This window comes from Virgisporangium aliadipatigenens, from assembly GCF_016863615.1.
GTDB classification, from domain to species: Bacteria; Actinomycetota; Actinomycetes; order Mycobacteriales; family Micromonosporaceae; genus Virgisporangium; species Virgisporangium aliadipatigenens.
In genome coordinates, this window is record NZ_BOPF01000002.1 from 742,478 (window position 1) to 764,290 (window position 21,813).

General features: G+C 72.9%; 19 protein-coding genes and 1 riboswitch. Of the genes, 10 read left to right on the plus strand and 9 right to left on the minus strand.

Annotated features, from left to right (window positions below):
• The first annotated feature begins 3 nt into the window (after positions 1–3).
• The gene (locus Val02_RS04120; protein ID WP_203897465.1) at positions 4–2,199 is read left to right on the plus strand and encodes an ATP-binding protein; all 2,196 of its coding nucleotides are present in this window, start codon (positions 4–6) and stop codon (positions 2,197–2,199) included.
• Here Val02_RS04120 and Val02_RS04125 read toward each other — a convergent pair.
• The 4 genes from Val02_RS04125 to Val02_RS04140 all read right to left on the minus strand — a co-directional run bounded on the left by Val02_RS04125 (position 2,150) and on the right by Val02_RS04140 (position 6,684).
• Positions 2,150–2,563: a response regulator transcription factor gene (locus Val02_RS04125; RefSeq protein ID WP_239152161.1), complete on the minus strand. Its 414-nt coding sequence runs from the start codon at positions 2,561–2,563 to the stop codon at positions 2,150–2,152. The two genes, Val02_RS04120 and Val02_RS04125, sit on opposite strands and share 50 nt — an antisense overlap.
• Entirely contained in the window at positions 2,560–4,605 is a 2,046-nt protein-coding gene (locus tag Val02_RS04130) for a sensor histidine kinase (protein WP_239152177.1), read from the minus strand. The genes Val02_RS04125 and Val02_RS04130 overlap by 4 nt, the downstream gene beginning before the upstream one ends.
• Positions 4,606–4,827: 222 nt before the next feature.
• Positions 4,828–5,766 (minus strand): lytic polysaccharide monooxygenase, encoded by a 939-nt coding sequence (locus tag Val02_RS04135; protein WP_203897466.1) that lies wholly within the window; start codon positions 5,764–5,766, stop codon positions 4,828–4,830.
• A 36-nt stretch (positions 5,767–5,802) separates the two neighbouring features.
• Positions 5,803–6,684: a lytic polysaccharide monooxygenase auxiliary activity family 9 protein gene (locus Val02_RS04140; protein WP_239152188.1), complete on the minus strand. Its 882-nt coding sequence runs from the start codon at positions 6,682–6,684 to the stop codon at positions 5,803–5,805.
• A 70-nt stretch (positions 6,685–6,754) separates the two neighbouring features.
• Here Val02_RS04140 and Val02_RS04145 point away from each other — a divergent pair, with 70 nt between their 5' ends.
• The 3 genes from Val02_RS04145 (at position 6,755) to Val02_RS04155 (ending at position 9,246) form a co-directional block, all read left to right on the plus strand.
• The gene (locus Val02_RS04145) at positions 6,755–7,294 is read left to right on the plus strand and encodes an RNA 2'-phosphotransferase (RefSeq protein WP_203897467.1); all 540 of its coding nucleotides are present in this window, start codon (positions 6,755–6,757) and stop codon (positions 7,292–7,294) included.
• 120 nt (positions 7,295–7,414) lie between these two features.
• Positions 7,415–8,212, plus strand: coding sequence for a DUF3152 domain-containing protein (locus tag Val02_RS04150; protein WP_203897468.1), 798 nt, complete (start codon positions 7,415–7,417; stop codon positions 8,210–8,212).
• 23 nt (positions 8,213–8,235) lie between these two features.
• A complete protein-coding gene (locus tag Val02_RS04155; protein ID WP_203897469.1) occupies positions 8,236–9,246 on the plus strand; it encodes an NAD-dependent epimerase/dehydratase family protein in 1,011 nt (336 codons plus the stop codon).
• Here Val02_RS04155 and Val02_RS04160 read toward each other — a convergent pair.
• Positions 9,239–10,501: a hypothetical protein gene (locus Val02_RS04160; RefSeq protein WP_239152206.1), complete on the minus strand. Its 1,263-nt coding sequence runs from the start codon at positions 10,499–10,501 to the stop codon at positions 9,239–9,241. The two genes, Val02_RS04155 and Val02_RS04160, sit on opposite strands and share 8 nt — an antisense overlap.
• Positions 10,502–10,662: 161 nt before the next feature.
• Between Val02_RS04160 and Val02_RS04165 the strand changes: the two genes are divergently transcribed.
• Positions 10,663–10,986 (plus strand): hypothetical protein, encoded by a 324-nt coding sequence (locus tag Val02_RS04165; RefSeq protein WP_203897470.1) that lies wholly within the window; start codon positions 10,663–10,665, stop codon positions 10,984–10,986.
• Between the two features lie 25 nt (positions 10,987–11,011).
• Positions 11,012–11,464: an SbtR family transcriptional regulator gene (locus Val02_RS04170; RefSeq protein ID WP_203897471.1), complete on the plus strand. Its 453-nt coding sequence runs from the start codon at positions 11,012–11,014 to the stop codon at positions 11,462–11,464.
• Positions 11,465–11,469: 5 nt separating this feature from the next.
• Here Val02_RS04170 and Val02_RS04175 read toward each other — a convergent pair whose 3' ends face one another.
• Complete coding sequence (locus Val02_RS04175) at positions 11,470–12,219, minus strand: SDR family NAD(P)-dependent oxidoreductase (RefSeq protein WP_203897472.1); 750 nt, start codon at positions 12,217–12,219, stop codon at positions 11,470–11,472.
• 86 nt (positions 12,220–12,305) lie between these two features.
• Here Val02_RS04175 and Val02_RS04180 point away from each other — a divergent pair, with 86 nt between their 5' ends.
• Positions 12,306–12,713, plus strand: coding sequence for a hypothetical protein (locus Val02_RS04180; RefSeq protein WP_203897473.1), 408 nt, complete (start codon positions 12,306–12,308; stop codon positions 12,711–12,713).
• 3 nt (positions 12,714–12,716) lie between these two features.
• Here the strand turns inward: Val02_RS04180 and Val02_RS04185 are convergent, their stop codons facing one another.
• Positions 12,717–14,171 carry an ATP-binding protein gene (locus Val02_RS04185; protein WP_203897474.1) on the minus strand — a complete coding sequence of 485 codons (1,455 nt, stop codon included), beginning with the start codon at positions 14,169–14,171 and terminating at the stop codon, positions 12,717–12,719.
• A 247-nt stretch (positions 14,172–14,418) separates the two neighbouring features.
• Between Val02_RS04185 and Val02_RS04190 the strand changes: the two genes are divergently transcribed.
• Positions 14,419–17,124 (plus strand): type 1 periplasmic-binding domain-containing protein, encoded by a 2,706-nt coding sequence (locus Val02_RS04190; protein ID WP_203897475.1) that lies wholly within the window; start codon positions 14,419–14,421, stop codon positions 17,122–17,124.
• Positions 17,125–17,139: 15 nt separating this feature from the next.
• Here Val02_RS04190 and Val02_RS04195 read toward each other — a convergent pair whose 3' ends face one another.
• Entirely contained in the window at positions 17,140–17,634 is a 495-nt protein-coding gene (locus tag Val02_RS04195; protein WP_203897476.1) for a hypothetical protein, read from the minus strand.
• A 79-nt stretch (positions 17,635–17,713) separates the two neighbouring features.
• Entirely contained in the window at positions 17,714–18,904 is a 1,191-nt protein-coding gene (locus tag Val02_RS04200; RefSeq protein WP_203897477.1) for an MFS transporter, read from the minus strand.
• 76 nt (positions 18,905–18,980) lie between these two features.
• On the opposite strand from Val02_RS04200, the gene Val02_RS04205 reads away from it, so the two are divergent.
• The gene (locus tag Val02_RS04205; protein WP_203897478.1) at positions 18,981–20,363 is read left to right on the plus strand and encodes a M1 family metallopeptidase; all 1,383 of its coding nucleotides are present in this window, start codon (positions 18,981–18,983) and stop codon (positions 20,361–20,363) included.
• Between the two features lie 33 nt (positions 20,364–20,396).
• Positions 20,397–20,516, plus strand: a riboswitch (SAM riboswitch).
• 86 nt (positions 20,517–20,602) lie between these two features.
• Positions 20,603–21,802, plus strand: a complete 1,200-nt coding sequence (locus tag Val02_RS04210) for an aminotransferase class V-fold PLP-dependent enzyme (protein ID WP_373317854.1) — start codon at positions 20,603–20,605, stop codon at positions 21,800–21,802.
• The last annotated feature ends 11 nt before the right edge of the window (positions 21,803–21,813 follow it).

Consider the following 21,813-nt stretch of genomic DNA (forward strand, 5'->3'; position numbering starts at 1 on the left):
AACGTGGGCGCCCGCTGGCGGGACGGGGTGCGGCCCGTCATCGTCTACCCGCTGCTGCTCGCGGTCGCCGGAGTAGCGGCGTCCGGAGCGGTCGGCGCGGTGCTGCGCGACTCCCAGGAACGCACCACGGACACCGCCATGATCCGTCGCACCGCGGAGATCCAGGCGGCCGTCGCCTCCGAGGTGCGCCGCTACGAGGACACCCTCACCACTCTCGCCACCGCCACCGGCGCGCTCGAACGGCTCGACACCACGCGGTTCGCCGACGTCACCGCCGCCATGGACGACCTGCGCCTGGCCGGCGCCATCTCGGCCCTGTTCGTCGTCGCGGACACCACCGCGACGATGCCGGACGTGCAGCGCGAGTGGCGCCAACGCGGCGCCACCGGCCTGGTGCTCGACGGCGGCGGCGCCGGCCCCGAGCACCTGCACGTCGTGCTGGAACGGCTGATCGACCCGACCGTCACGCTGAGCGTGCGCGGGTTCGACTTCAGCCGGTACCCGCCGGTCGCGGCGGCGCTCACCGAGGCGCGGGGGACCGGGACGCCGGCCGCGTCGGAGACGTTCCTGCTGCCGGACGACCCGTTGCGCCCGAACGGGCCGGCGCAGCGGGCGTTCGTGCTGGCCGCCCCGGTGCGCGGGCCGCCGGAGGGCGCGTTCCTCGGCTGGATCCTGATGGGCGTGCGCGGGGAGGACTTCATCGGCTCGGTCCTGCGCCGGGCCGGCCAGGGGCTCCTCGACGTCACCGTGTGGGCCCGCACGGTCGAGGGCGGCGATGCCGTCGTGGCCGTGCACGAGCCCGGCTCCGGCACCCCGCGCGACCTGCGCCGCGTGGTCGACCTCGACGTGGCCCACCGCCGCTGGCGCCTCGAGGCGCGCGCCAGCGCGGCCGAGATCCCCGGCGGCGCGAACGCCCTTCCCGCGGCCGTCAGCGCCGCCGGCCTGGTGCTGACCCTGCTGCTGTGCCTGCTGGTGTACGTGCTCGGCACCGGCCGGGCCCGGGCCCGCGCCCAGGTGCACGAGGCCACCGGGGCGCTGCGCGACGAACTGATCCGCCGGCGCGCCGCCGAGGCCGGGGTGGCCGCGCAGAAGGACTACCTGACGCAGGTTCTCGACGCGATCGACGTCGCCGTGCTCACCTGCGACCCGGACGGCACGATCGTGCACGCGAACCGGCGCGCGCGGGACTTCCTGCCGGCGGATCCGGGCCGGCGCTCCGTGGACTCCCTGCTGCCCGGCCTCGTGCCGACCGCGGCCGACGGCACCCCGCTGCCGCCCGCGGAACTGCCGCTGGCCCGCGCGCTGCGCGGCGAGCCGGTCGTCGGCGCGGAGGCCCTGCTCACCCGCCCGGACGGCAGCCGCGAGGTGATGCTCATGCACGCCCGGCCGCTCTTCGCCGGCGACGAGACGATCATCGGAGCCGTCGCGTCCGGCTACGGGATCACCGAGCTGCGCGCCCGCGAGGCCGAACTGGCCGCGTTCGCCGCCGTCGTCGCGCACGACCTGCAGTCGCCGCTGACCACCGTGCGCGGCTACGCCGACCTGGTCCGCACGCGCCTCACCGACAATCCCGAGATGGCCGCCCACGTGCACGACCTCGACACCGTCATCCGCACCTCGCGGCGCATGTCGACGCTGATCAGCGACCTGCTGGCGTTCACGTCCGCGGGTGACAGCGCGGTGCACCCGCGGACCGTGGCGCTGTCCGCGCTCGTCGAGGAGGTGATCCAGGACCGGCTGGCCGCCGTCGCGGTCGACCCGTACACGCCGGTGCCGCGCTTCGACGTCGGACCGCTCCCGGCCGTCGAGGCGGACCCGTCCCTCGTGCACCAGCTGCTCGACAACGTCATCGGGAACGCCGTCAAGTACACGCCCCCCGGACAGCCGGCCAGGATCGAGATCACCGGCCGGGACGACGGCGCCGGCCTGGTGCACGTGGCGATCGCCGACCGGGGGATCGGCATCCCCGCCGGCCAGCACGACGCGGTGTTCACCGGGTTTCGCCGGGCCCACCCGAAGTCCGGCTACACCGGCACCGGCCTCGGCCTGGCCATCTGCCAGCGGGTGGTGGAACGCCACGGCGGCACGATCGCCGCCCACGACAACCCCGGCGGCGGCACCGTCATCCGGTTCACGCTGCCGGCCGCGGTCAGAACGTCAGCAGTTCCTCGATCCGGGCAAGCAGTGTCCGCGGGCTGAACGGCTTCGTCAGGTACAGGTCGGCGCCGGCCATCATGCCCTCGCTCTCGAACATGACGTGCGCCCGCGCGGTCAGCATGACGATCGGGAGGCTGCGGGTGCGGCCGTCGGCGCGCAGTTCCTTGCACACCTCGACGCCGGACAGGCCGGGCATCATCACGTCCAGCACCACGAGATCGGGCAGCCGCTTGGCGATGCGGGCCAGCGCGGCCTCGCCGTTGGCGGCGGTGTCGACCCGGTAGCCGGCGCTCGTCAGCTTCAGTTCGAGCAGCTCACGCAGGTCGGCGTCGTCGTCGACGACCAGGATGTTCGGCTGCCGGAGGTCGTCCAGGCTCGGCAGCGAGATGGAAAGTCCGTTGCTCACTGGTCATCGCTCCTCTTACTGGTAGCCGGTTCGAGGATGCCGGCCGAAAGGACGGTTTCCGGGTGCTGCTGGGGTGCGGCCGGGTTGCGGGCGGCCGGCATCGTGAAGCAGATGCGGGTGCCGCCGCCCGGGTCGTCGCGGGCGACGATGGTGCCGCCGTGGCGTTCCACGACCCGCTTGCAGATGGCCAGGCCGAGGCCGGTGCCGGTGTAGCCCGAGGCACGGTGCGCCCGGTGGAACGTGTCGAAGACGGCCTCGTGCTGGCCGGGCGGGATGCCGATGCCGTTGTCCGCCACGACGATCTCCACCCAGCCCGGTGCGCCGTCCGCGGTGCCGATCGTCACGACGGCCGTGGCACCGGGTGCGGTGTACTTGACGGCGTTGCTCACCAGGTTGTCCAGCACCTGGCGGATCAACGCGGGGTCGGCGTGCAGCGGTGCCAGTTCCCCCAACTCGAACCGGGGGACGGGGGTGCCGGCGGCGGTCGCGAGATCGACGCGCGCGGCGGTGATGTCGTTGACCATGGCGCGCAGGTCCACGGTCTGCGGATTGATCTCCCCGTCCCGGGCCGTGGTGTAACCGAGCAGGTCGGTGATCAGGCCGCGCATCCGGGCGGCGCTGCGGCGGATCCGGTCGACGCTGCGCTCGGCGCCGGCGTAGGCCGGGTGCGGCGGTGCCTTCTCCAGCAGGTCGGCGAGGTCCTCCGCCCAGCCGTCCACGGTGGTCAGCGGGTTGAGCAGGTCGTGCGCGACCACCCCGGCGAACGCGGCCAGCTCGTCGCGGTGCCGGCGTTCGGCCGTGACGTCGTGGAACATCAGCACGGCGGCGTGCCCGGTGCCCGGGTCGAACCCCAGCTCGGCGGCGGTGACCTGGACGATGCGGCCGTCGCCGACCCGCACGTCCAGCCCGTGCGCGGCGACCAGCGCGCTCTCGTCGATCGGGGAGCCGTCCGGCAGCGTCATCCCGGCGTAGCCGGTCGGCCCCCCGAACAGCGACAGCGCGGCCGGGTTGCGCAGCAGCACCCGCCCCGCGGGGTCGACCACGTCGAGGCCGTCGTCGGTGGACTCCACGATCGCGGACATCAGGCCGGCCTGGCGGGAGGCCGCCTGTTCGGCCGCGCTGAGCCGCCCGACGAGCGCGTCCCGCTCGTCCCGGTTGAGCGCGATGGCCAGCCCCACGACCGCCACCATCCCGACGAACGCCTGCGCCACCAGCGCCCGCACGCCGTACGAGGGGATGTCGGCGAACGGCCCGTCGCCGTGCAGCGTGAACAGGATCGCCGCGGTCCCCACGCACAGGTCGTGCAGCACCACGAACGTCGTGTGCAGCCGCAGCCCCGCCCACACCGTCAGCATCAGCAGCGGGAACGCCAGCGGCAGCCCGTGGTTGACCCCGAACGCCACGAAGTAGGCCAGCGCGGAGGCGGCGATCAGGGCGGTGTACTCCGACACCCGCCACTGCGGCACCCGGATCTCCCGCCACCGGCGCAGCGCCGGCCACACGAACGCCATCCGCAGCCCGAGCGTGCCGATCAGCACGATGCTCACCGTGTTGCGGGTGAGCCAGACGGTCGTGGCGAGCCACGAGTACTGGCCGCTGACCAGCCACACGGCGGTCGGCCCGAGCGCGGCGCCGACGGCGGTACTGGCCGCGGCGGCGGCGATCAGCCGCCACAGCTCACCGGTGTGCTCGAGGCGCTTCGCGCCGCCGCCGCCCCACAGGTGCGGGCACAGCCGTCCGAACAGCCACAGGAACACCCACACCTGGATCAGGTTGGCCGCGGCGAACGCCACCGCCAGCACGAGCGGCGCGCCGGTGGTCAGGTTGACCAGCAGCGTGACGGCGACCAGCGCACCCGCGTCCAGATAGGCCCAGCGGGTGCGCACCGAGGTGGCGAACCAGACCACGGCCACGCCGGCGGCCGGCCACACCAGGCTCAGGTTGGTGCCCGGCATGACGGTCAGCCGTCCGGCGTAGGCGGCCGCGACGTAGAGCGCCGCGAACCCGACGGTCCGCAGGACCGGCCATGCGCGCTTCGACACACCGCCTCCCGAGTACTCACCGAACACGTCGGCGCCCCCCGGTCCGGCCTGAGCCCTTCCGTCGGCGGCTGATCCTAGCGTCCTAGGACGCGCGAGGCGGCGTGGCGCCGGCCACCCGGCGCGAGGCCCCGCGCCGATCTTGCAATGTGGCGCCCGGGGTGCCCGGTTTTGCCCGGCGGTGTCCCCACCACAACTGCAAGATCGACGGAGGAGGAGGCCCGGTCAGGCGTCGTCGGGGGCGCCGTCCGGCAGCGGATCGGGGCGGCGGCGGTAGACCAGCCACGCGCCGACCGCGGCCAACGCCAGGGCGATCGTGGTCGCCGCGAGCAGCGCGACCCGGGGCGTGGCGGAGGACGGGCGCGGCCGGTCGGCGTTCGGCCGGTCGCCACCGGCCGGGAACTCCGGCTCGACCGGTGGCTGCGCCTCGGGCGGGGCCACCGGCTCCGCGGGGGCGGCGGGGGATCCGGCGCCGGGATCCGGCATCGGCGGGGGCATCCCGAAGTCGACGTCGGCGCAGGAGTAGTAGGTGTCGGGGCCGTCGGACGTCTGCCAGATCGTGTAGATCACGTGGCGGCCGGTGCGCCGGGGGAGTTCGCCGTGCATCACGTAGGCGCCGTCGCGCAGCGGCGGGTCGGTCGCCGTCAGGAACGGCTCTTCCGGCAGGTCCGCCCAGTGGAGCCCGTCCGTCGGCGTCCAGCCGGTGCGCGTGACGTACATCCGGAAGGTGCCCCGGTGCGGCGCGGCCGGGCGGTACCGGAACGTGAACATCTGCCCGGGTGCCATCGCCGTGGTGGGCCAGTCGCCGCGCGGCAGGTCCAGGCCGGCGTACCGGGGCACCCCGGCGCTGCACAGCTTGCCGTCGGGGATCCGCTGGCGGTCCCTTCCGTTGACGCCCGGCACCCGAACGTTGTCCCCCTTGCCGGCCGGACCCGGACCGCCCGGCCCTCGGCCCCGCGCCGGACCCGGTGCGCGGCCCGCCGACATCGCCGCCGCGCAGGCCGCTTCGGCGCTGTTCCGCCCGCCGGACGCGCACCCGGCCGCCCGGCTGAGCGGAACAGACCCGGTGTCGCGCGCGCTCGCCGGGACGCCGGTCAGCGCGAGGACGATCAGCGGGGTGCCGCAGGCGACGGCCAACAGCGTCGCGCGGCGGGTCGCGAACATGTCAATGGATACGAGCCGCGGGCCCGCGCGGTTCCGTCAGGTCCCGGTGCGGCGCCGCCGGAGGCGGGCCCACGCGCCGAGGCCCGCCACCAGGGCGAGGCCGACCGCGCCGGCCGTGATCGGGAGCGCCGCGCCGGTGCCGGAGGTGCGCCGCAGCGCCTCGGCCGACGGCGCCGCGTCGACCACCGCCGGCTCCGACGCCGGTTCGGAGGAGGGGGCCACGGCCGCCGCGGACTCCGACGGTGCCGGCCCGGCCGACGGGGCGGGGGAGGACGGGAGCGGGGCGGCCGCCGGTGCCGCGCCGAAGTCGACGTCGGAGCAGGAGTAGTAGGTGTCCGGGCTGCTGGAGTTCTGCCAGATCGTGTAGATCAGGTGCCGGCCGGTGCGCTTCGGGAGCCTGCCGTTCATCACGTAGGCGCCGTCGCGGATCGGCGGGTCGGTCACCGACAGGAACGGCTCGGCCGGCAGGTCGCCCCAGTGCAGGCCGGACGTCGGCGACCAGCCCTCGTTCGTGGCGTACATGCGGAACGTGCCCTTGTGCGGGATCGTTGTCCGGTAGGTGAACGTGAACGCCGCCCCGGGGGTCAGTGCCGTCGTGGGCCAGTCGCCGCGCGGCAGGTCCAGGCCGGCGAAGCGGGACAGGCCGGCGCTGCACAGCTTGCCGTCGGGGATCTTCTGGCGGTCCTTGCCGTTGACGCCGGCGACCCGCAGGTTGTCCCAGTCGAGCTTGCCGCCGCCGCTGGCCTCGATCGCCGCCGCACAGGCCGGGCCGGTGCGGTGCCTGCCGTCAGGGCCGCACTCCGCCGCCCTGCTCAGCGGCGCGGTCGGGGCACCGTGCGCGCGCGCCGGGACGCCGGTCAGCGCGATGATCATCAGTGGGACGCCGGCCAGCAGCGCCGCGCGGCGGATAGCGGTCACTGTTGGTGTACGCGGCCGGGGCCCGGGAAGTTCCCGAAAAGGGATTGAGGGCGCCCGTCAAGCTGGAGTCATGCAACATCGAGAACTGGTCAGACTGAGCAAGCGCATGTCGAAGGTCCTGCGGCACGACCCGGCGCGGGCCGGGCTCACGCTCGACCCCGGCGGCTGGGTCCCGGTCGACCGCTTCCTGGCCGCGATGAAGATCTCCCGCGCGGACCTCGACGAGGTCGTCGCCGGCAACGACAAGCAGCGCTTCGCGGTCGAGCCCGGGCCCGACGGCGTCGAGCGCATCCGCGCCAACCAGGGCCACTCGATCGACGTCGACCTCGGCCTCGCCGCCGTCCCCCCGCCCCAGGTGCTCTATCACGGCACCAGCGCGGCGGTCCTCGACTCGATCCTGTCGACCGGCCTGCACCGCGCCGGCCGCCACCACGTCCACCTCTCCGCGGACACCTCCACGGCCCACCGGGTCGGCGCCCGTCGGGCCGGCGCGGTCGTGATCCTCACCGTCGACGCCGCCGCGATGGAACGGGCGGGGCACGAGTTCTACCGCAGCGCCAACGGCGTATGGCTCACCGACGAGGTGCCCCCGGAGTACATCCACCACTGAGTGCTAACCGGCCCCGACTGTTGCACGGAGTGAGTTTTCCTTATTTTCTTGTGTCCCCGTTGGATCATCATGCACGCAACGCACTACTCTTCCCCGGAACCTGGGGGAGGCAAGGTTACTGTGCGTGTTCGCTGGCGGGCGATTGTGTCGATAGCCGTCGTTCTGGTGCTGACGGCGTGTGCGGGGGAGCCACCCCCCGCCGACGCGAACGACCGCATCCCCCAGAAGCCGGCCACGGCGGTGCAGCCGGCACCCTCGATCCCGCCGAGCCCGAGCCCCGTCCCGCCACCGACCGGTGGGAGCGGGTCGTTCACGGCCGGCTCCGGCAGGGGAGAGGTGCTGGGTGCCGGCAACAAGCTCATCCGGTACCGCATCGAGGTGGAGACCGGCATCCTCTGGGGCGAGAACCCGGTGTGGACGCCGGCCGAGTTCGGCACGACGGTCGACAAGATCCTCGGCGCCCCGCAGGGCTGGACCGAGTCGGCGCAGCACCCGGTGACCAACGCCGACGTGCGCCTGTCCAACGCGTCGTGGCGTTTCCAGCGCGTCGACGGAACGGCCTACGAGGTGCGGCTGCGCCTGGCGACGCCGGACACCGTCGACCGGGAGTGCGGCAAGGTGGGGCTGGACACGGCCGGCGAGCACTCGTGCCGTTCCGGGCAGACCATCCTGATCAACCTGAAGCGCTGGCTGAACGGCGCCAAGGAGTACCCGGTCACCATCGACGACTACCGCGCGGCGGTGATCAACCACGAGGTGGGCCACTACCTCGGGTTCGACCACATGAACTGCCCGGGGCCCGGCAAGCCCGGCCCGATCATGATGACCCAGACGATCAATCTGCAGGGCTGCGTGCCGAACGTGCACCCGTTCCTGAAGGACGGCACCTTCCCGTCCGGCCCCTGGGTCCAGTCCTGACCCATCCCCGGTTGGATGGCGGGGTGCGCATTCTCGTCCTCGGCGGTACCCGGTTCGTAGGGCACGCGGTTGTCACTGCCGCGCTTGCCGCCGGTCATCACGTGACGACGTTCAACCGGGGGTCCTCCGGGGACGACGTACCCGGTGCGGAGACGATCCGTGGCGACCGGAACCGCGATCGGGACCTCACCGCGCTGGCGGAACGGGGACCGTGGGACGCGGTGATCGACACGTCCGGGTACGTGCCCCGAAATGTGGGCGACGTGGCCCGCGGACTCGAACGGGCGGCCGAACGCTACCTCTTCGTGTCGACGGTGAGCGTCTACGCCGACTGGCCCGTGCTGCCGTTGACTGATGATTCGCCCGTTCTGGTCTGCCCTCCGGACGCCGGCCCGGACTTCGGGAACGACACCGAGGACGGGCCGACCCGCTACGGCTATCAGAAGGCCGGCTGCGAGGCGGCCGTCGCGATGGCGTTCGGCCACGAGCGCACGACGGTACTGCGCCCGGGCGTGGTCCTCGGCCGGCGCGAGTATGTCGGCCGCCTGCCGTGGTGGCTGCGACGCGTCGCTCGGGGCGGCCGCGTCCTGGCGCCGGGTGCGCCGAGCCGGACGATCCAGCCGGTGGACGTGCGCGACCTGGCGGAGTTCGCCGTGTCGGCGATCGAGCGCGGACACGCCGGTTCCTACAACGTCTGCGCACCCCGCGACTTCATCACCTTCGAGGAGCTGCTGCGCGCCTGCATCCGGGCGACGCGGTCGGACGCCGAACTCGTGTGGGTGCCGGACCAGGACCTGGTCGGCGGCGGCGTCAGGCAGTGGTCCGAGCTGCCACTGTGGCGAACCTTCCCGGGGGTGTGGCAGGTGGACGCGGCGCGAGCCCGACGGCTGGGATTGCGCAGCAGGCCGATCGCGGAGACGGTCGCGTCCACGTGGGAGTGGTTGTGCGAGTCCGGTGAGCGGTCGCGTGACGCCCGGGCGACCGAGATCGGCATCTCGCCCGAGCGGGAGGCTCGCCTGCTCGGGGCTAGATGAGCGGGCGGGAGGACGTCTCGGCGAGCCAGGACTCGATTCGCTGGGCGAGCTGCGCCAGACCGGAGTCCCCGTTCTTCGCGGGAGCTGCCAGCGCGGTGCTGATCCTTCGCATCCTTCCGGTCAGCGACACGTTGCGCTTGGCGACGGGCAGGTCAAGGACGGATCCCAGGGCCGCGATCACCCCGTCGCGGTCCCGCATCAGCAGCCGACCGGCGGCGATGTCGATCAGGGCGCCGTTGATCTGTGAGTACGGCCGGCGGCCCGGAGGCTCAGCGGCGTAGCGTTCGAGGGCTGTTTCGGCGTACCGAACGGCCTTCTCGCCGTCGTGGACGTCCAGCCAGCAGGCCGCCGCGCAGGCTGCCGCTCTTGCCTCCTCGAAAGCGAACTCCCCGCCGACCGAGGTGGTGAGTTCATCCTGCCGCAGGGCGGCGACAGCCCTGTCCCGATCCGCATCGGTCAGTGTCCTGTCGACGGCCACCTTGTCACCCAGCAGCGCATAGGAGCGAGCGGCGATGTGACGCAGTCTGAGGCGTGGTGACCCCTCGGGCGCCTGCGACATGGCTCGCGAATAGTAGGTGAGGGCGGCATCCGGTTCGTCGCGCCAGTTGGCGAGCGTCATCTGAAGGCCGAGCGTCCAGGCCTTGAGCGAGGCGTGCCCGGCCAGATCGGCATATCGGGTCGAGGCGCGCGCGAGCGTCTCGGACTCGTGCCAGTGGCCCAGGTCGAACGCGGTCGAGGCCATGAGTGACGTGGCCTGCCCGATCGTCGAGTAGAGATCGGACAGTGCAGTGGGACGACGGGTCCGGTCGACCTGCCGGCGCGCCTCCTCTCGAATCTGCCGAGCCGAGGTAAACACATCGAAGGCCGTCCTGCTGGTTGCCCGCGAAAGCAGGGTCACCTCGTCCTGAAGCGACTCCGGTGACTCTGCCGGAGCGGCCGTGTTCAGCAGCAGTGCGTCGCTGGTGACGTCGTCGACCGCAGCGACGACGGTGTGCGCGACGGATTCGTCCGCAACCGACTTCGGCTGCCGCACTTCGCCGACGAATCTGTCCCGTGCCGCGGCCGGCAGACGTCGGAGCGCGGCGTGCAACAAATCCTGATTCGCCGAACCCGGCACGGTGTCCGGTCTGCTGTGCCAGTACGCGACCGTGCGAGTGGCTATTCCGAGCCAGCCGGCGAAGCGTTCGTTGGTCATGCCGGCTGCTGCCTGAAGCGCGCACGCGAGCGCACCGGTCCACCGGTCGACGTCGCGCATCGCTTCCCCTTCCGGAAGGCGACGACAGTTGCTTGCACCGCATTGCACTCGCCTGCATCGCGCTTTCCTCGATGGGGCGCCGTGTCCTTGGTTGACTGCTCCTCAGCAGGTCGAACATCGACATTCTATGCGAGGGCCGCGCAATTCATGAGGAGGCTTTCATGATCGAATTGATTCGCCCGGGCGCGACACACGGCGATTTTGCCCATCCGGGGTGGTGCGATGCGCATTTCTGCGGACAGTCGAATCCCTTGCCCTGCCACTTGAGCACGCCGCGCCGCGCCGGCGGCGGTCGTCCCGGTGACGTCATGATCACCGCGCAGCTCTCCTGCCTCATCGATGAACCGCTGGGCGAGGCGCCGGTGTCCATCGAGGTGGTGGTGCGTGATCCCGTGACGGGAAAGGCGGGGAGATTTTTGCTGGACAGGGAAATAGCCGGCCGATTTCGGGACTCGCTCGACGAGCTCCTCCCGATGGCGGACTGAGGCGTCGTGGTGGATCCGACTGCTGATGGCGCGGCCGTCCTACGCGCCGATGCCGTGCGAAATCGAGAGCGGATCCTTGTCGCGGCGGAGGCCGTCCTCGCCGCACAGGGCCACCACGCGTCGACCGACGCGATCGCGCCTGGCCGGGCGGGCGTTCTTCGAGGTCTTCACCGGAATCGTCGGCGAGCGCACCCGCGGCGGGGAGGTCACCGACAGAATCGCGCGGGCCGGGCTGGACGCGGAAATGGTGGCGAACCGTCCCGGCCATCCCGTAAACCCCGCGCTCGGTACCTTGCTGGCGCGTGCCCAACGTTCCGGCAGGGTGCGTCCGGACGTCGACGCCGCCGTCGTCGCCATGGTGATGGTGGGAACGGTCCACGCATTGCGCCACGCCGAGCCGCCGACTCGCAGCCGGATCCTCGCCGTCGTGCTTGACGGGCTGCGCCGCAGCGATCCGGCGCGCCGAAGAAGACGGTGATCGCGTCAGGTCCGCAGGTATGAGGCGCCGTTCAGGTCGACGACCGTGCCGCTGGCCCACTCGGCCTGCGGCGACGCCAGCCAGTGCACCGCCGCCGCGATCTCCTCCGGTTCCGCCACGCGGCCGAACGGGCTCTGCGCGCGGATCGCGTCCCCGGCCGGCGAGGCGAGATGCCCGGCCGCCATGTCGGTCGAGACGAACCCCGGCGCCACCACCGTGACGGCGATCCCGCGCGGTGCGAGCGCCACCGCCATCGACTGGCTGAACGCGTTCAGCGCCGCCTTGCTCGCCCCGTACGCCGGGTGCTGGGGCTCGCCGCGGAAGGCGCCGCGCGAGGAGACGTTGACGATGCGCCCGCCGGTGCCCATGTGGCGCAGTGCGCACCAGACGACGTTGGCGGCGCCGAACAGGTTGACGTCGAGCGTGCGCCGCCACGCCTCCTGCCACTTCGCGTAGCCGTCCGGGGCGTCCGGCGACGGGTGGGACAGGTAGACGCCGGCGTTGTTGACCACCACGTCCAGCCCGCCCAATTGAGCGGCGGCGTCGTCCACGAAGTGCTGAACCCGTTCGGCCGAGGCCAGATCGCCGGAGACGACGGCGTGACCGGCCCCGGGGAGCGCTGCGACGACGGCGTCGGCCAGGGCGGGGGAGTCGCGGTGATGGACGGCGACCCGGTCGCCGGAACGGGCGAAGGCCAGCGCGACGGCGCGCCCGATGCCGCGCGAGGCACCGGTGACGAGAACGGCTCGAGACATGCCCAACTTTTTCACGCCGCCGGACAACGTTTCGGGCCGGCACGCACATCTATGTGGATGGTATCGACGTCGATCACGGAGGAACGATGCGAAGGATCACGGGGGTCGCGGGTGTCGCCGCGGCGGTCCTGGCGGCGGGCGCGCTGGCACTGGCCGGCTCGGCCCCGGCGTACGCGGCCACGGTCGTGACGCCGATCGGCACCGTCGGCGCCGAGCAGTACCAGGGCGCCTACTGCGACGACTTCGGCGCGGACGTGCTGGTCACGGTGACGGGTGGCCGCCCGTCGACCACGTACACGGCGCACGCCACCGGCTTCGGCACGGGCCCGGTCGCGTTCACGACCGACGCCGCCGGCGCCGGCTCGGTGCGGGTGCACAACGTGACCACCCCGTCGGGCAGCGGCATCGGCACCGCGACGGTGCTGGTGTCGGCGTCGCCGTACACGACGGCCGTCACCGCGGAGATCAACTGCCCGGGCAACAAGGGCGACTGAGCCTCACGCCCGGGGCGTCGTCACCTCGGCGATGCCCCGGGCCAGCTCCTCCTGCGTGATCGGTTCGGCCCGCTTGCCGCTGCGCGCCTCCTGCATCGCCTTGGCCAGCCGGGCCCGCCGCAACACCTCTTTGAGGTCCGCCCCGGTCATTCCGGGAGCCCCCGAGACCAGCGCGTCCACGTCGATGTTCCGGTCGAACATCCGAAATCCGGCCCGGTCGTACCGACGTGCGAGATCCCGGATCATCGTGCGCAGGATGGCCGCTCGCCCGGTGGCGTCCGGACGCGGGACGGCGATCTTCACGTCGAACCGCCCCGAGCGGATCAGCGACTCGTCGACCCGCTGCGGGAAGTTCGTCGTCGCCACGACGATCACCAGCGGGTTGGCCTCGATGAGGGTGTTCATCTCCTGCTTGAAGATGCCCGCGACGGCGCTGACCGCATGGCTCGCCGCGTCGTCCCCGGCGCCCGCGTAGGTGATGATGCTGTCGAACTCGTCGAACAGCAGCACGGTCGGCTCCCGGTACCGGCGCGCCTCGGCGAAGATCCGCTTGATGTTGCGCTCGGAGGCGCCGAGCCACTTGTCGAGGATCTCCGGCGTGCGCACCTCGCGGAACCGCGCACCCACCTCGTTGGCCAACGCCCGGGCCAGCATCGTCTTGCCCGTGCCGGGCGGCCCGTAGAGCAGGATCCCCTGCGGCCGGCGGGCGCCCCAGCGGGCCATCGCCTCCGGATGCTTGAACGACACGGCGATCTCGCGGAACTGCGCGACGACCGGGTCGAGGCCGCCGACCTGGTCCAGGGTGACCGCCTCCGAGGACTCCTCGGCCGGTGCCGGCGGCTGCGGGGGCCGCGCCGGGCGGGGGATCGGCGCCGACGCCGGGCCGAGCACGTACCGCCGGCCGGCGAGCGCCTTGCGACCGTCGGTGGCGATCTCGCCGACCGCGTCCAGCACGGCCGCGAAGACGGCCTCCACGTGCGCCGGCCGCACCGAGCCGCTCGGCACGCCGGTGCGCAGCACCAGCCCGCCCTTGCCGTCCGGCGTCAGCTCCATCCGCAGCGGCCGCCCCTCCTCGACGGCGACCGTGCGCACCTCGCGCGGCGGCGGAGCGTTCATCCTGCGGTGCAGCTCGGCCGCGGCCTCGCCGACGCCGTCGACCAGCTTCGTCGCCCAGCGGTCGCCGGCCTGCACGCGCCGGGACAGCAGCACCCCGAGCGGGTCGTTGCCCGGCGTGAAGAAGTACCGCCACGCGGGCGGCAGGGCGTTGACGCCGGTCGTGGTGACCCGGGCGGTGAGCACGTGCGTGTCGACGTCGCGGGCGAGCAGGAAGCGCACCCCGCGCACGGGGGCCGGGAAGTCACCCGCCCGCAACAGGTCGACCGGCTCGGGACCGGCGGTCTCCAGCGCCTCGGCGATGCCGTCGGACCTGACCTCGTAGGTGGACGGATGTTCGGCCACGTGACCCCCTCGCTTCGAACGGGCGTGCCATCGAGTCTGGCACGCCGTGTGCCGGAACAACCACCACGCGACGAGAACGGTCGATCAGACGAGAAGCGGACAGGCGTGCCACGTCCCCAACGGGTGAACGTCGCCGCGCGGTAAGCAATGAAAACGGACCATCAGCGCAATTGCTGAAAGAGAAACGCCGCGGGTCCCGTCTACGCTGCGCTGCGCATTGTGCGAATGGAAGGGAATGGTGATTTCCGTGCACGGCAGAAATCCCGCACTGCTTTCCGAACGGGAGATGCACACGCTGCGATTCACCGGTGCGCCGGAATTGCTGCGCCTGCTCGACCGGCTCGTGCGTCGACCCCGCCTGTGGTTCGTCGGCGTATATCTGCCGATTATCTATCTGGTCGGCGGTGCCGCCGGCGAGAATGTCCTGGGCGTGCTGGCCGAACGGCTCAATCGCGCACGGGGCCGAAAGATAATTCACGTCAAATTGTCGGCGCGGGCACCGGTGCCGCCCGACGGCGCGCCGCCCGGCCGGACCCCGGACCAGGAATTCGTCGCGCGACTGCACCGGTTGCTCGACGCGGTGGTGACGAATTTCGCGGCGACCCGAAAGGGCGTGCGGCGCATCCGGTTCCCGTATTACGGGGCGGTCAGCTGGTTGGTGGGCCTGTACACGGACGATCCCGCGGTGCGACCCGAGGAGCGGGCCGGCCGGCACGAGGCGGAGCTGCGCGAGTTCCTGAACGGGCGCCGGCCGGCGGTGCGCGCCGTCGACGCGGCCACCCGGCCGTTGACCGCCGAGGTGCCCTGGTACGTGCTGATCACGGCGCGGTTGACGCTGCGCGGCAGCCAACTGGTCTCCCGGCTGTGGCCGGTGCGCGCGTGGCTCGTGCGGCACCCGGCCGTCCGCAACCGCATGAGCAATCTCAGCGAACTCGCGGCCGCGTTCGCCGCGCGGGAGTTCGCCCCCGAGGCCGTCGGTCGGATGCTGGTCGACGCCGTGCTCACGGACCTGCGGATCGCGTACCGGCGTTCGGTGCTGCCGGGAACGCGCCGGGGCCGGCTGAGCCATCCGGTGCTGCTCCTCGACGACGTCGGCACCGACACCGCCGGCGTGGAACTGCTGCGGCTGCTGTCGGCCGCGCGGAACGAACCCGTCGAGCGGCGGTTCGGCCGGCGTCCGCGCTACCGGCAGGACCCGCTGCTGGTCGTCGCCGTCGGCCCGCGCGAGGGGCTGACCGCGCTCACCGGTGCCCGCCGGGCGGCCGACGGCGAGCCGCTGACCCCGGCCGAGCTGCCCGCCCCGTACCTGCGCTGGCTGGAGGAACTGCGGGCCGGCGGGACGCACCGTTCGTGGCTGCTGCCGATGCGCCTGAGCTACCCGGACCCGTTGCCGGACGGCTGGCAGCGCCCGATCGCCCTGGCCGGCATGCCGCACGGGCGGCGTTCCGTGGCGGCCGTGGTGGTCACCGCGATGCTGCTCGGCCTGGCCGCCGTGGTCGGCGGCTACGTGTACGGGCACTGCGGTTCGCCGCCGTCGCGCGCGGCGATGACCCGGGTGCCGCTGGCCGAGGAACGGCACCAGTGCGTCGGCGTCTCCTCGGGGCGCCACCGCTTCTTCGCCGACGTCGACGACGACGCGCCGATCTCCGGGGCGCTGCGGCAGGACCTGCGCCGCGTGGAGGAACGCATCGCCGCCAACAACGAACGGGCGCTGCGCCGTTCGGACCACGTCACGCTGGTGTACGTCGGCATCCTCTCGTCCTCCGGCGCGGAGTCGTACCAGTCCGCGCTGGAGGACCTGCTCGGGCTGGTGACGGCGCAGGAGAAGTACCTGAGCCTGCAGGCGCCGGTGCGGCTGCTGCTCGCCAACGGCGGCGACGGGATGCTGCACGGCGCGCTGGCGGTCGACTCGATCGTGGCCGCCGCCGAGAACGACCCGAGCATCGTGGGCGTCCTCGGCCTCGGCATCAGCAAGAAGCAGACCCGCAAGGCGATGCTGCGACTGGCCGCGGCCCGGATCCCGATGGTCGGCACCACCCTGACGGCGACGGAACTGGCCACCCGCACCACGTCGTACTACCGGCAGGTCGGTCCGACGAACCGGCGCACGGCGGCGGTGCTGGCCTTCCACGCGAAGACCGCCAAGCTGGCCAAGCGCGCCCGGGTGTACTACTCGGCCGACCCGGACGACCTGTACAGCTCGGACCTGAAGGAGCAGCTGGACGAGGCGCTCGGCGCCGTCGGGATCGCGGTCACCGCGCGGACCTACTACACACATCCGAGCCAGGGCGGCCACACCATCCAGGAACTGGGCGAGCAGGCCTGCGAACTCGGGGCCGACGACGTGGTGATCTACGCCGGCCGGGCCGAACGCTTCGACGACCTCGTCGCCGGCATGAGCGCACACTGCCACGGCGCCTACCCGAAGCTGCTCGCCGGCGACGACGTCACGCGGTTCATGCTCGACCCGCGGGACCTGCCGCGCGGGCTGACCGTCGAGTACACCGCGCTCGCCACCAGCATCGTCTGGGGCGAGGACTGCACCAGCCTGCCGTTCTTCGTGGAGTCCAGCGCGGTGGCGCAACGGATCCGGCTGAGCGCGGAGTCCGGGGACTGCAAGCGCCGCGGCGACGGGAACGCCATGCTCGCCTACGACGCGTTCACCACGATTATGACGGCCGTGACCGGTGCCCGGGCCGGCGGCGGGCGGCCGCACCGGGAGGCGCTCGTCGGGCACCTGCAGCAGATCCGCGACGAGGCCCGGCTGACCGGCGCGACCGGCATCATCGACTTCGCGCGTAAGCACACGGTGCCGCTGGACAAGACGGTGGTCATGCTGAGCAGGGTCGGCCGCAACGCCCCGACGCTGGTGCTGCACTGCGGCTCGTTCGGCGACCCCCGGCTGCCGAAGCCGCACAAGGACTGCCCGAAGGACACCGACGACGTCGGTTAGGTGCGATCACGCACCTCAGTCCGTCTCGTGCAGGCACCGGGTCCAGACGATCATCCGGACGGTGGTGTCCGTGCTGCGGGACAGGGCGACCGTGTGGCCGTCCCGCAGGTCGATCTTGAGATCGGCGGGTCCGGCCCAGGGGCCCTTGACCCACGGGTCGTCGCCGGTCCGCGGGTGGAGACCGGCCGCTTGCCAGTGATCGGTCAGGAGGGCGTAGGTGGCCTTCTCCTCGGCGGCGGCGATCGGCAGGTGATAGGTGCCCTGCATCCGGTAGAGCTCCTTGTCCGGGAAGTCGCTGATCTGGCCCGGGCAGGTGAGGCGCTCCTCCTTGGGGGCGTCCAGGGAGATCGCGGCGATCGCGGCGACCCGCTCGGCACGCTCGCGGACCTGCTGCCGCGCTGTGGCCGGCGCGAGGTCCGGGGTGAAGTCGCCGCCGCCGCCGGCATCCGGGACCGAGCATCCTCCGGCTCCCGCGAGCAGAGCCGCCGCGAGAATCATCCGCCTGATCACGGCGCGCACTATATAGACCGCGAGCGCGATGCGGCCAGGACCCGTCTCGTCGATCAGCCGCGTGCGAGGCGGCGTTGATCTAGGCGGCGTGGGGCACGCCGGCGGGCTCGGGTGCCGGCCGGTGTGCCCTCCTGAGGAGAAGAGCGCCGAGCAGCGCCCCGAACAGCTTCCCGCCGGCGAACAGCAGCACCAGCCAGGCGCCGCCGAGCCCGATCGTCGCGCCGGCCACCGCCGCCCCCACCGCGCCGGAGGAGACCTTGATGCCGGCGCTGATCGTGAACACCTGCGTGTGCACCGGCGCCGGCGCGTACCTGTCCCGCACCCCGAACTGCCCGCTCGCCACCGGTCCGGTCGTGAAGCCGGAGAGCGCGAACAGCACCACGGCGACCGGCATCCCGCCGCCGAGCGGAACGCACATCAGCGGCACCGCGCCGACGAGCGTTCCCCAGATGACCAGGCGCTGCGGGCGTTCGACCCAGGGAGTGAAGCGCGCGTTGGCGAGCGAACCGATCAGCCCGCCCACGGCGTAGGCCGAGATCAGCAGCCCGGCGTCGGTCGCGTCGCCGGTCCGCTCGGTGGCCAGCACCGTCGCCGCGATCGGCAGCACGCCGATGCCGATGGCGCCGAGGCTGCTCGCGAACGTGATCGCCCGCAGCACCGGATCCGTCCACAGCACCACCACACCGGCGGCCATCGGCGGACGCGGCCCGCTCGCCACCCGCTCGCGCAGCGGCAGGGTGAGGACCAGCAGCGCCCCGCACGCGGCCACGGCGGCCGCCACCAGCGCGGCCGGCCGGGCGTCGATGCGCGCCGCGAGCAGCGCCGCGAACGCCGGCCCCACGATCCCGGCCGTGTTGTACGTGAGCACGTCGAAGCTGTACGCGCGCGGCCGCCGCTTCGCCGGCACCAGCTCCTTGAGCAGGCTCGACAAGCCGCCGGTCGCCAGTGGCGCGCAGCACCCGCCCAGAACGACCACCACCACGGCCGTCCACGCCGGCGCGCCGCCCACCAGCAGCGCGCAGCCCGCGAGGCTGGACGCGAAGGTCAGCAGCGCCACCGTGTAGAACAGCCGCGGCCGCCGGGTCCGGTCCCCGTACGCGCCGATCAGCGGCGCCGCCACCACGTGCGGGATCATCAGCGCGGCGACCAGGATCCCGCCGAGCGCGGCGTCGCCGGTGCGGTCCACGGCGAGCAGGACGATCGCCACCCGCGCACCCTCGTCGGCGAGGCGGACCAGCGCGGCCACGAGCAGGTAACGCGCCAGGACCATGCCTCCGACCCTAAGGATCTCCCTCGTCGGACCGGTGCTCTCGTGGTGGAGGTCACTGGTCGGTACTGTCCCCTGCATGCAGCTCTTACGTGGTGCGGTGGTGCTCGCGACCGTCGCGGCGACGGTGTTCACGGCCGGTCCGGCGCAGGCCGCCGCGCCCCGGCCGGGCGCCCCTGGTGCGGGCGACGAGTACTTCCCGCTCGCCGGCAACGGGGGATACGACGTTCGCCACTACGAGCTCGACATCCGCTACGACCCGGCGACCCGGGCGTTCAGCGGCGTCGCCGAGGTGACCGCGCGCACCACGGCCGCGCTGTCGTCGTTCAACCTGGATCTGCGCGGCTTCACCGTGCGCGCGGTGACGGTCGACGGGCGGGCCGCCGCGTTCACCCGGGACGGGCAGGAGCTGACCGTCGCGCCGCGCGGCGGGCTGGGCAGGGACCGGCTGTTCAAGGTGGTCGTGCGCTACGACGGCAGCACCGGCCGGCCGGTGGACAACACCGGCGCGCTCTACGGCTGGGTCTCCACGCCGGACGGGTCGTTCGTCGCCAACGAGCCCGAGGGCGCCTCGACCTGGTACCCGGTCAACGACCACCCGACCGACAAGGCCGGCTACGACTTCCGGATCACCGTGCCCGAGGGCAAGGTCGCCGTCTGCAACGGCGAACTCGTCGCCAACCGCACGTCGAACGGCTGGACGACGTGGGTGTGGCGGGCGAACGACCCGATGGCGAGCTACCTGTCGACGGCCTCGATCGGCGACTACGACCTGCGGAAGCGGCGCGGCCCGAAGGGGCTGCCGATCATCGACGCGATCGACCGGGACCTGCCGGAGACCGCCGACGACGGGCTGGCCCGCACCGACGAGATGATCACCTACTTCGGCAAGGTGTTCGGGCCGTACCCGTTCTCGTCGTACGGCGCGATCGTGGACGACGACGAGGACGCCGGCTACGCGTTGGAGACCCAGACCCGGCCGATCTACTCCGGGGCGCCGGACGAGTCGACCGTCGCGCACGAGCTGGCGCACCAGTGGTTCGGCAACAGCGTCAGCCCGAACGCGTGGAGCGAGATCTGGCTCAACGAGGGCTTCGCCACCTACGCCGAGTGGCTGTGGGAGGAGCACAACGGCGGAAAGTCGGCCGCCGACCAATTCGCCGAGCTGTACGCCCGCCCGGAGAGCTCCACCATCTGGAACCCGCCGCCGGCGGCCCCCGGCGCGGAGAACCTCTTCGCCGGTTCGGTGTACATCCGCGGCGCGATGGCGTTGCAGGCGCTGCGGGCGAAGGTCGGCGACGCGAAGTTCTTCGCGATCCTGCCCGCCTGGTACGCGCGGTACCGGGACCGGGACGCCGACACCCAGGACCTGGTGGTGCTCTCCTCGGCGATCGCCCGTCAGGACCTGCGGGCCTTCTTCCGCACGTGGGTGTACACGCCCGGGAAACCCACCACCTGGTAGATCCATCCACGAAGATCCGTTATGCTCGGGCCAGGTCATGAGTGCCAGCGCGTAGCCCCGGCTTGCTGGCCGGCAACCCTTGCGATCCGCGATGGGGTGCCCCGGGTGAGGACCTGGCCCGTGCGCCGGCTTGGCCGCGGGCAAGCGCGGACCCTCCAGCGACTGTGGGGTCCCTGGCCCCTGGGGGTTCGCCCGTGCTCGCCACCGCCACCTTCGACTGCACGACCGACGCGCTCGACGTGGTCGGCGCCGACCTGTCCGTCACCCTCGCCGACGGCAGCGCTTCCCGTTTCGTGAACCTCGACCTCGCCGCCTCGGCCCCCTGCGTGCGGGCCGCCGCCCGGGCCGTCGAGGCGGTGCTGCCCTGGTACGCGAGCGTGCACCGCGGGGCGGGAGCCCGTTCGGCGCGGTGCACGCTGGAGTACGAACGGGCCCGCCAGTCGGTCGGCGACTTCGTCGGCGCCGGTGCGCAGGACCTCGTGGTGTTCACCCGCAACACCACCGACGCCACCAACCTGCTGGCCCGGGCCCTGCCCACCGGCACCACGACGGTGGTCTTCGAGACCGAGCACCACGCGACCCTCCTGCCCTGGCCGAACGCCCGCCGCCTGCCGGCGCCGCAGAGCCCCGACGACGCGGTGCGGGCCCTCGAGGCGGCGCTGCGCTACCTGGCCGGCCCGGTGCTGGTGGCGGTCACCGGGGCCAGCAACGTCACCGGCGAGATCTGGCCGGTGCGCCGGCTCGCCGACGTCGCCCACGCGCACGGCGCGCGGCTGTTCGTCGACGCGGCCCAGCTCGCCCCGCACACCCCCGTCGACCTGAACGCCCTCGGCGCCGACTATCTGGCGTTCTCCGGGCACAAGCTGTACGCGCCGTTCGGGGCCGGGGTGCTGGTCGGACGCGGCGACTGGCTGGACGCGGCGCCCCCGTACCTGGCGGGCGGTGGGGCCAGCGCCCGGGTCGGCGACACCGCGGACGACCTGACCTGGGCCACCGGGCCGGCCCGGCACGAGGGCGGCACCCCGAACCTGCTCGGCGCCGTGGCCCTCGCCGCGGTCTGCGACGCGCTCGTGGCCGCCGACCGGGACGCGCTGCACGCCCACGAGCAGCGGCTCCTGGCGCGCCTGCGGGCCGGGGTCGCCGCCGTGCCGGGGGTGCGCGACGTCAGCCTGTTCGGCCCCGAACACCCGCGGGTGGGCATCGTCTCGTTGGCGCTGCCGGGCCACGACGCGACGGCGGTGGCCGACCGCCTCGGTCACGAACACGGCATCGGCGTGCGGGCGGGGCAGTTCTGCGCGCATCCGTTGGCCCGCCGGCTGAGCGGCGTCGACGGCTCCTGCGGCGCGGCGGGCGCCACGCTGCTGCGGGCCAGTATCGGGCTCGGCACCACCGAGGAGGACGTGAACCGCTTCGTCGAGGCGCTGCGCGCGGTGCTGTAGGGTCGCGCCGC

What these genes read in the sequence shown, in the direction of transcription:
- Val02_RS04160 (WP_239152206.1), bottom strand. Translation starts at nt 10,501, where the DNA reads ATGCGCGACGTCGACCGGTGGACCGGTGCGCTCGCGTGCGCGCTTCAG.
- Val02_RS04205 (WP_203897478.1), top strand. Translation starts at nt 18,981, where the DNA reads ATGCAGCTCTTACGTGGTGCGGTGGTGCTCGCGACCGTCGCGGCGACG.
- Val02_RS04145 (WP_203897467.1), top strand. Translation starts at nt 6,755, where the DNA reads ATGCAACATCGAGAACTGGTCAGACTGAGCAAGCGCATGTCGAAGGTC.
- Val02_RS04175 (WP_203897472.1), bottom strand. Translation starts at nt 12,219, where the DNA reads ATGTCTCGAGCCGTTCTCGTCACCGGTGCCTCGCGCGGCATCGGGCGC.
- Val02_RS04170 (WP_203897471.1), top strand. Translation starts at nt 11,012, where the DNA reads ATGGCGCGGCCGTCCTACGCGCCGATGCCGTGCGAAATCGAGAGCGGA.
- Val02_RS04180 (WP_203897473.1), top strand. Translation starts at nt 12,306, where the DNA reads ATGCGAAGGATCACGGGGGTCGCGGGTGTCGCCGCGGCGGTCCTGGCG.
- Val02_RS04200 (WP_203897477.1), bottom strand. Translation starts at nt 18,904, where the DNA reads ATGGTCCTGGCGCGTTACCTGCTCGTGGCCGCGCTGGTCCGCCTCGCC.
- Val02_RS04165 (WP_203897470.1), top strand. Translation starts at nt 10,663, where the DNA reads ATGATCGAATTGATTCGCCCGGGCGCGACACACGGCGATTTTGCCCAT.
- Val02_RS04135 (WP_203897466.1), bottom strand. Translation starts at nt 5,766, where the DNA reads ATGTTCGCGACCCGCCGCGCGACGCTGTTGGCCGTCGCCTGCGGCACC.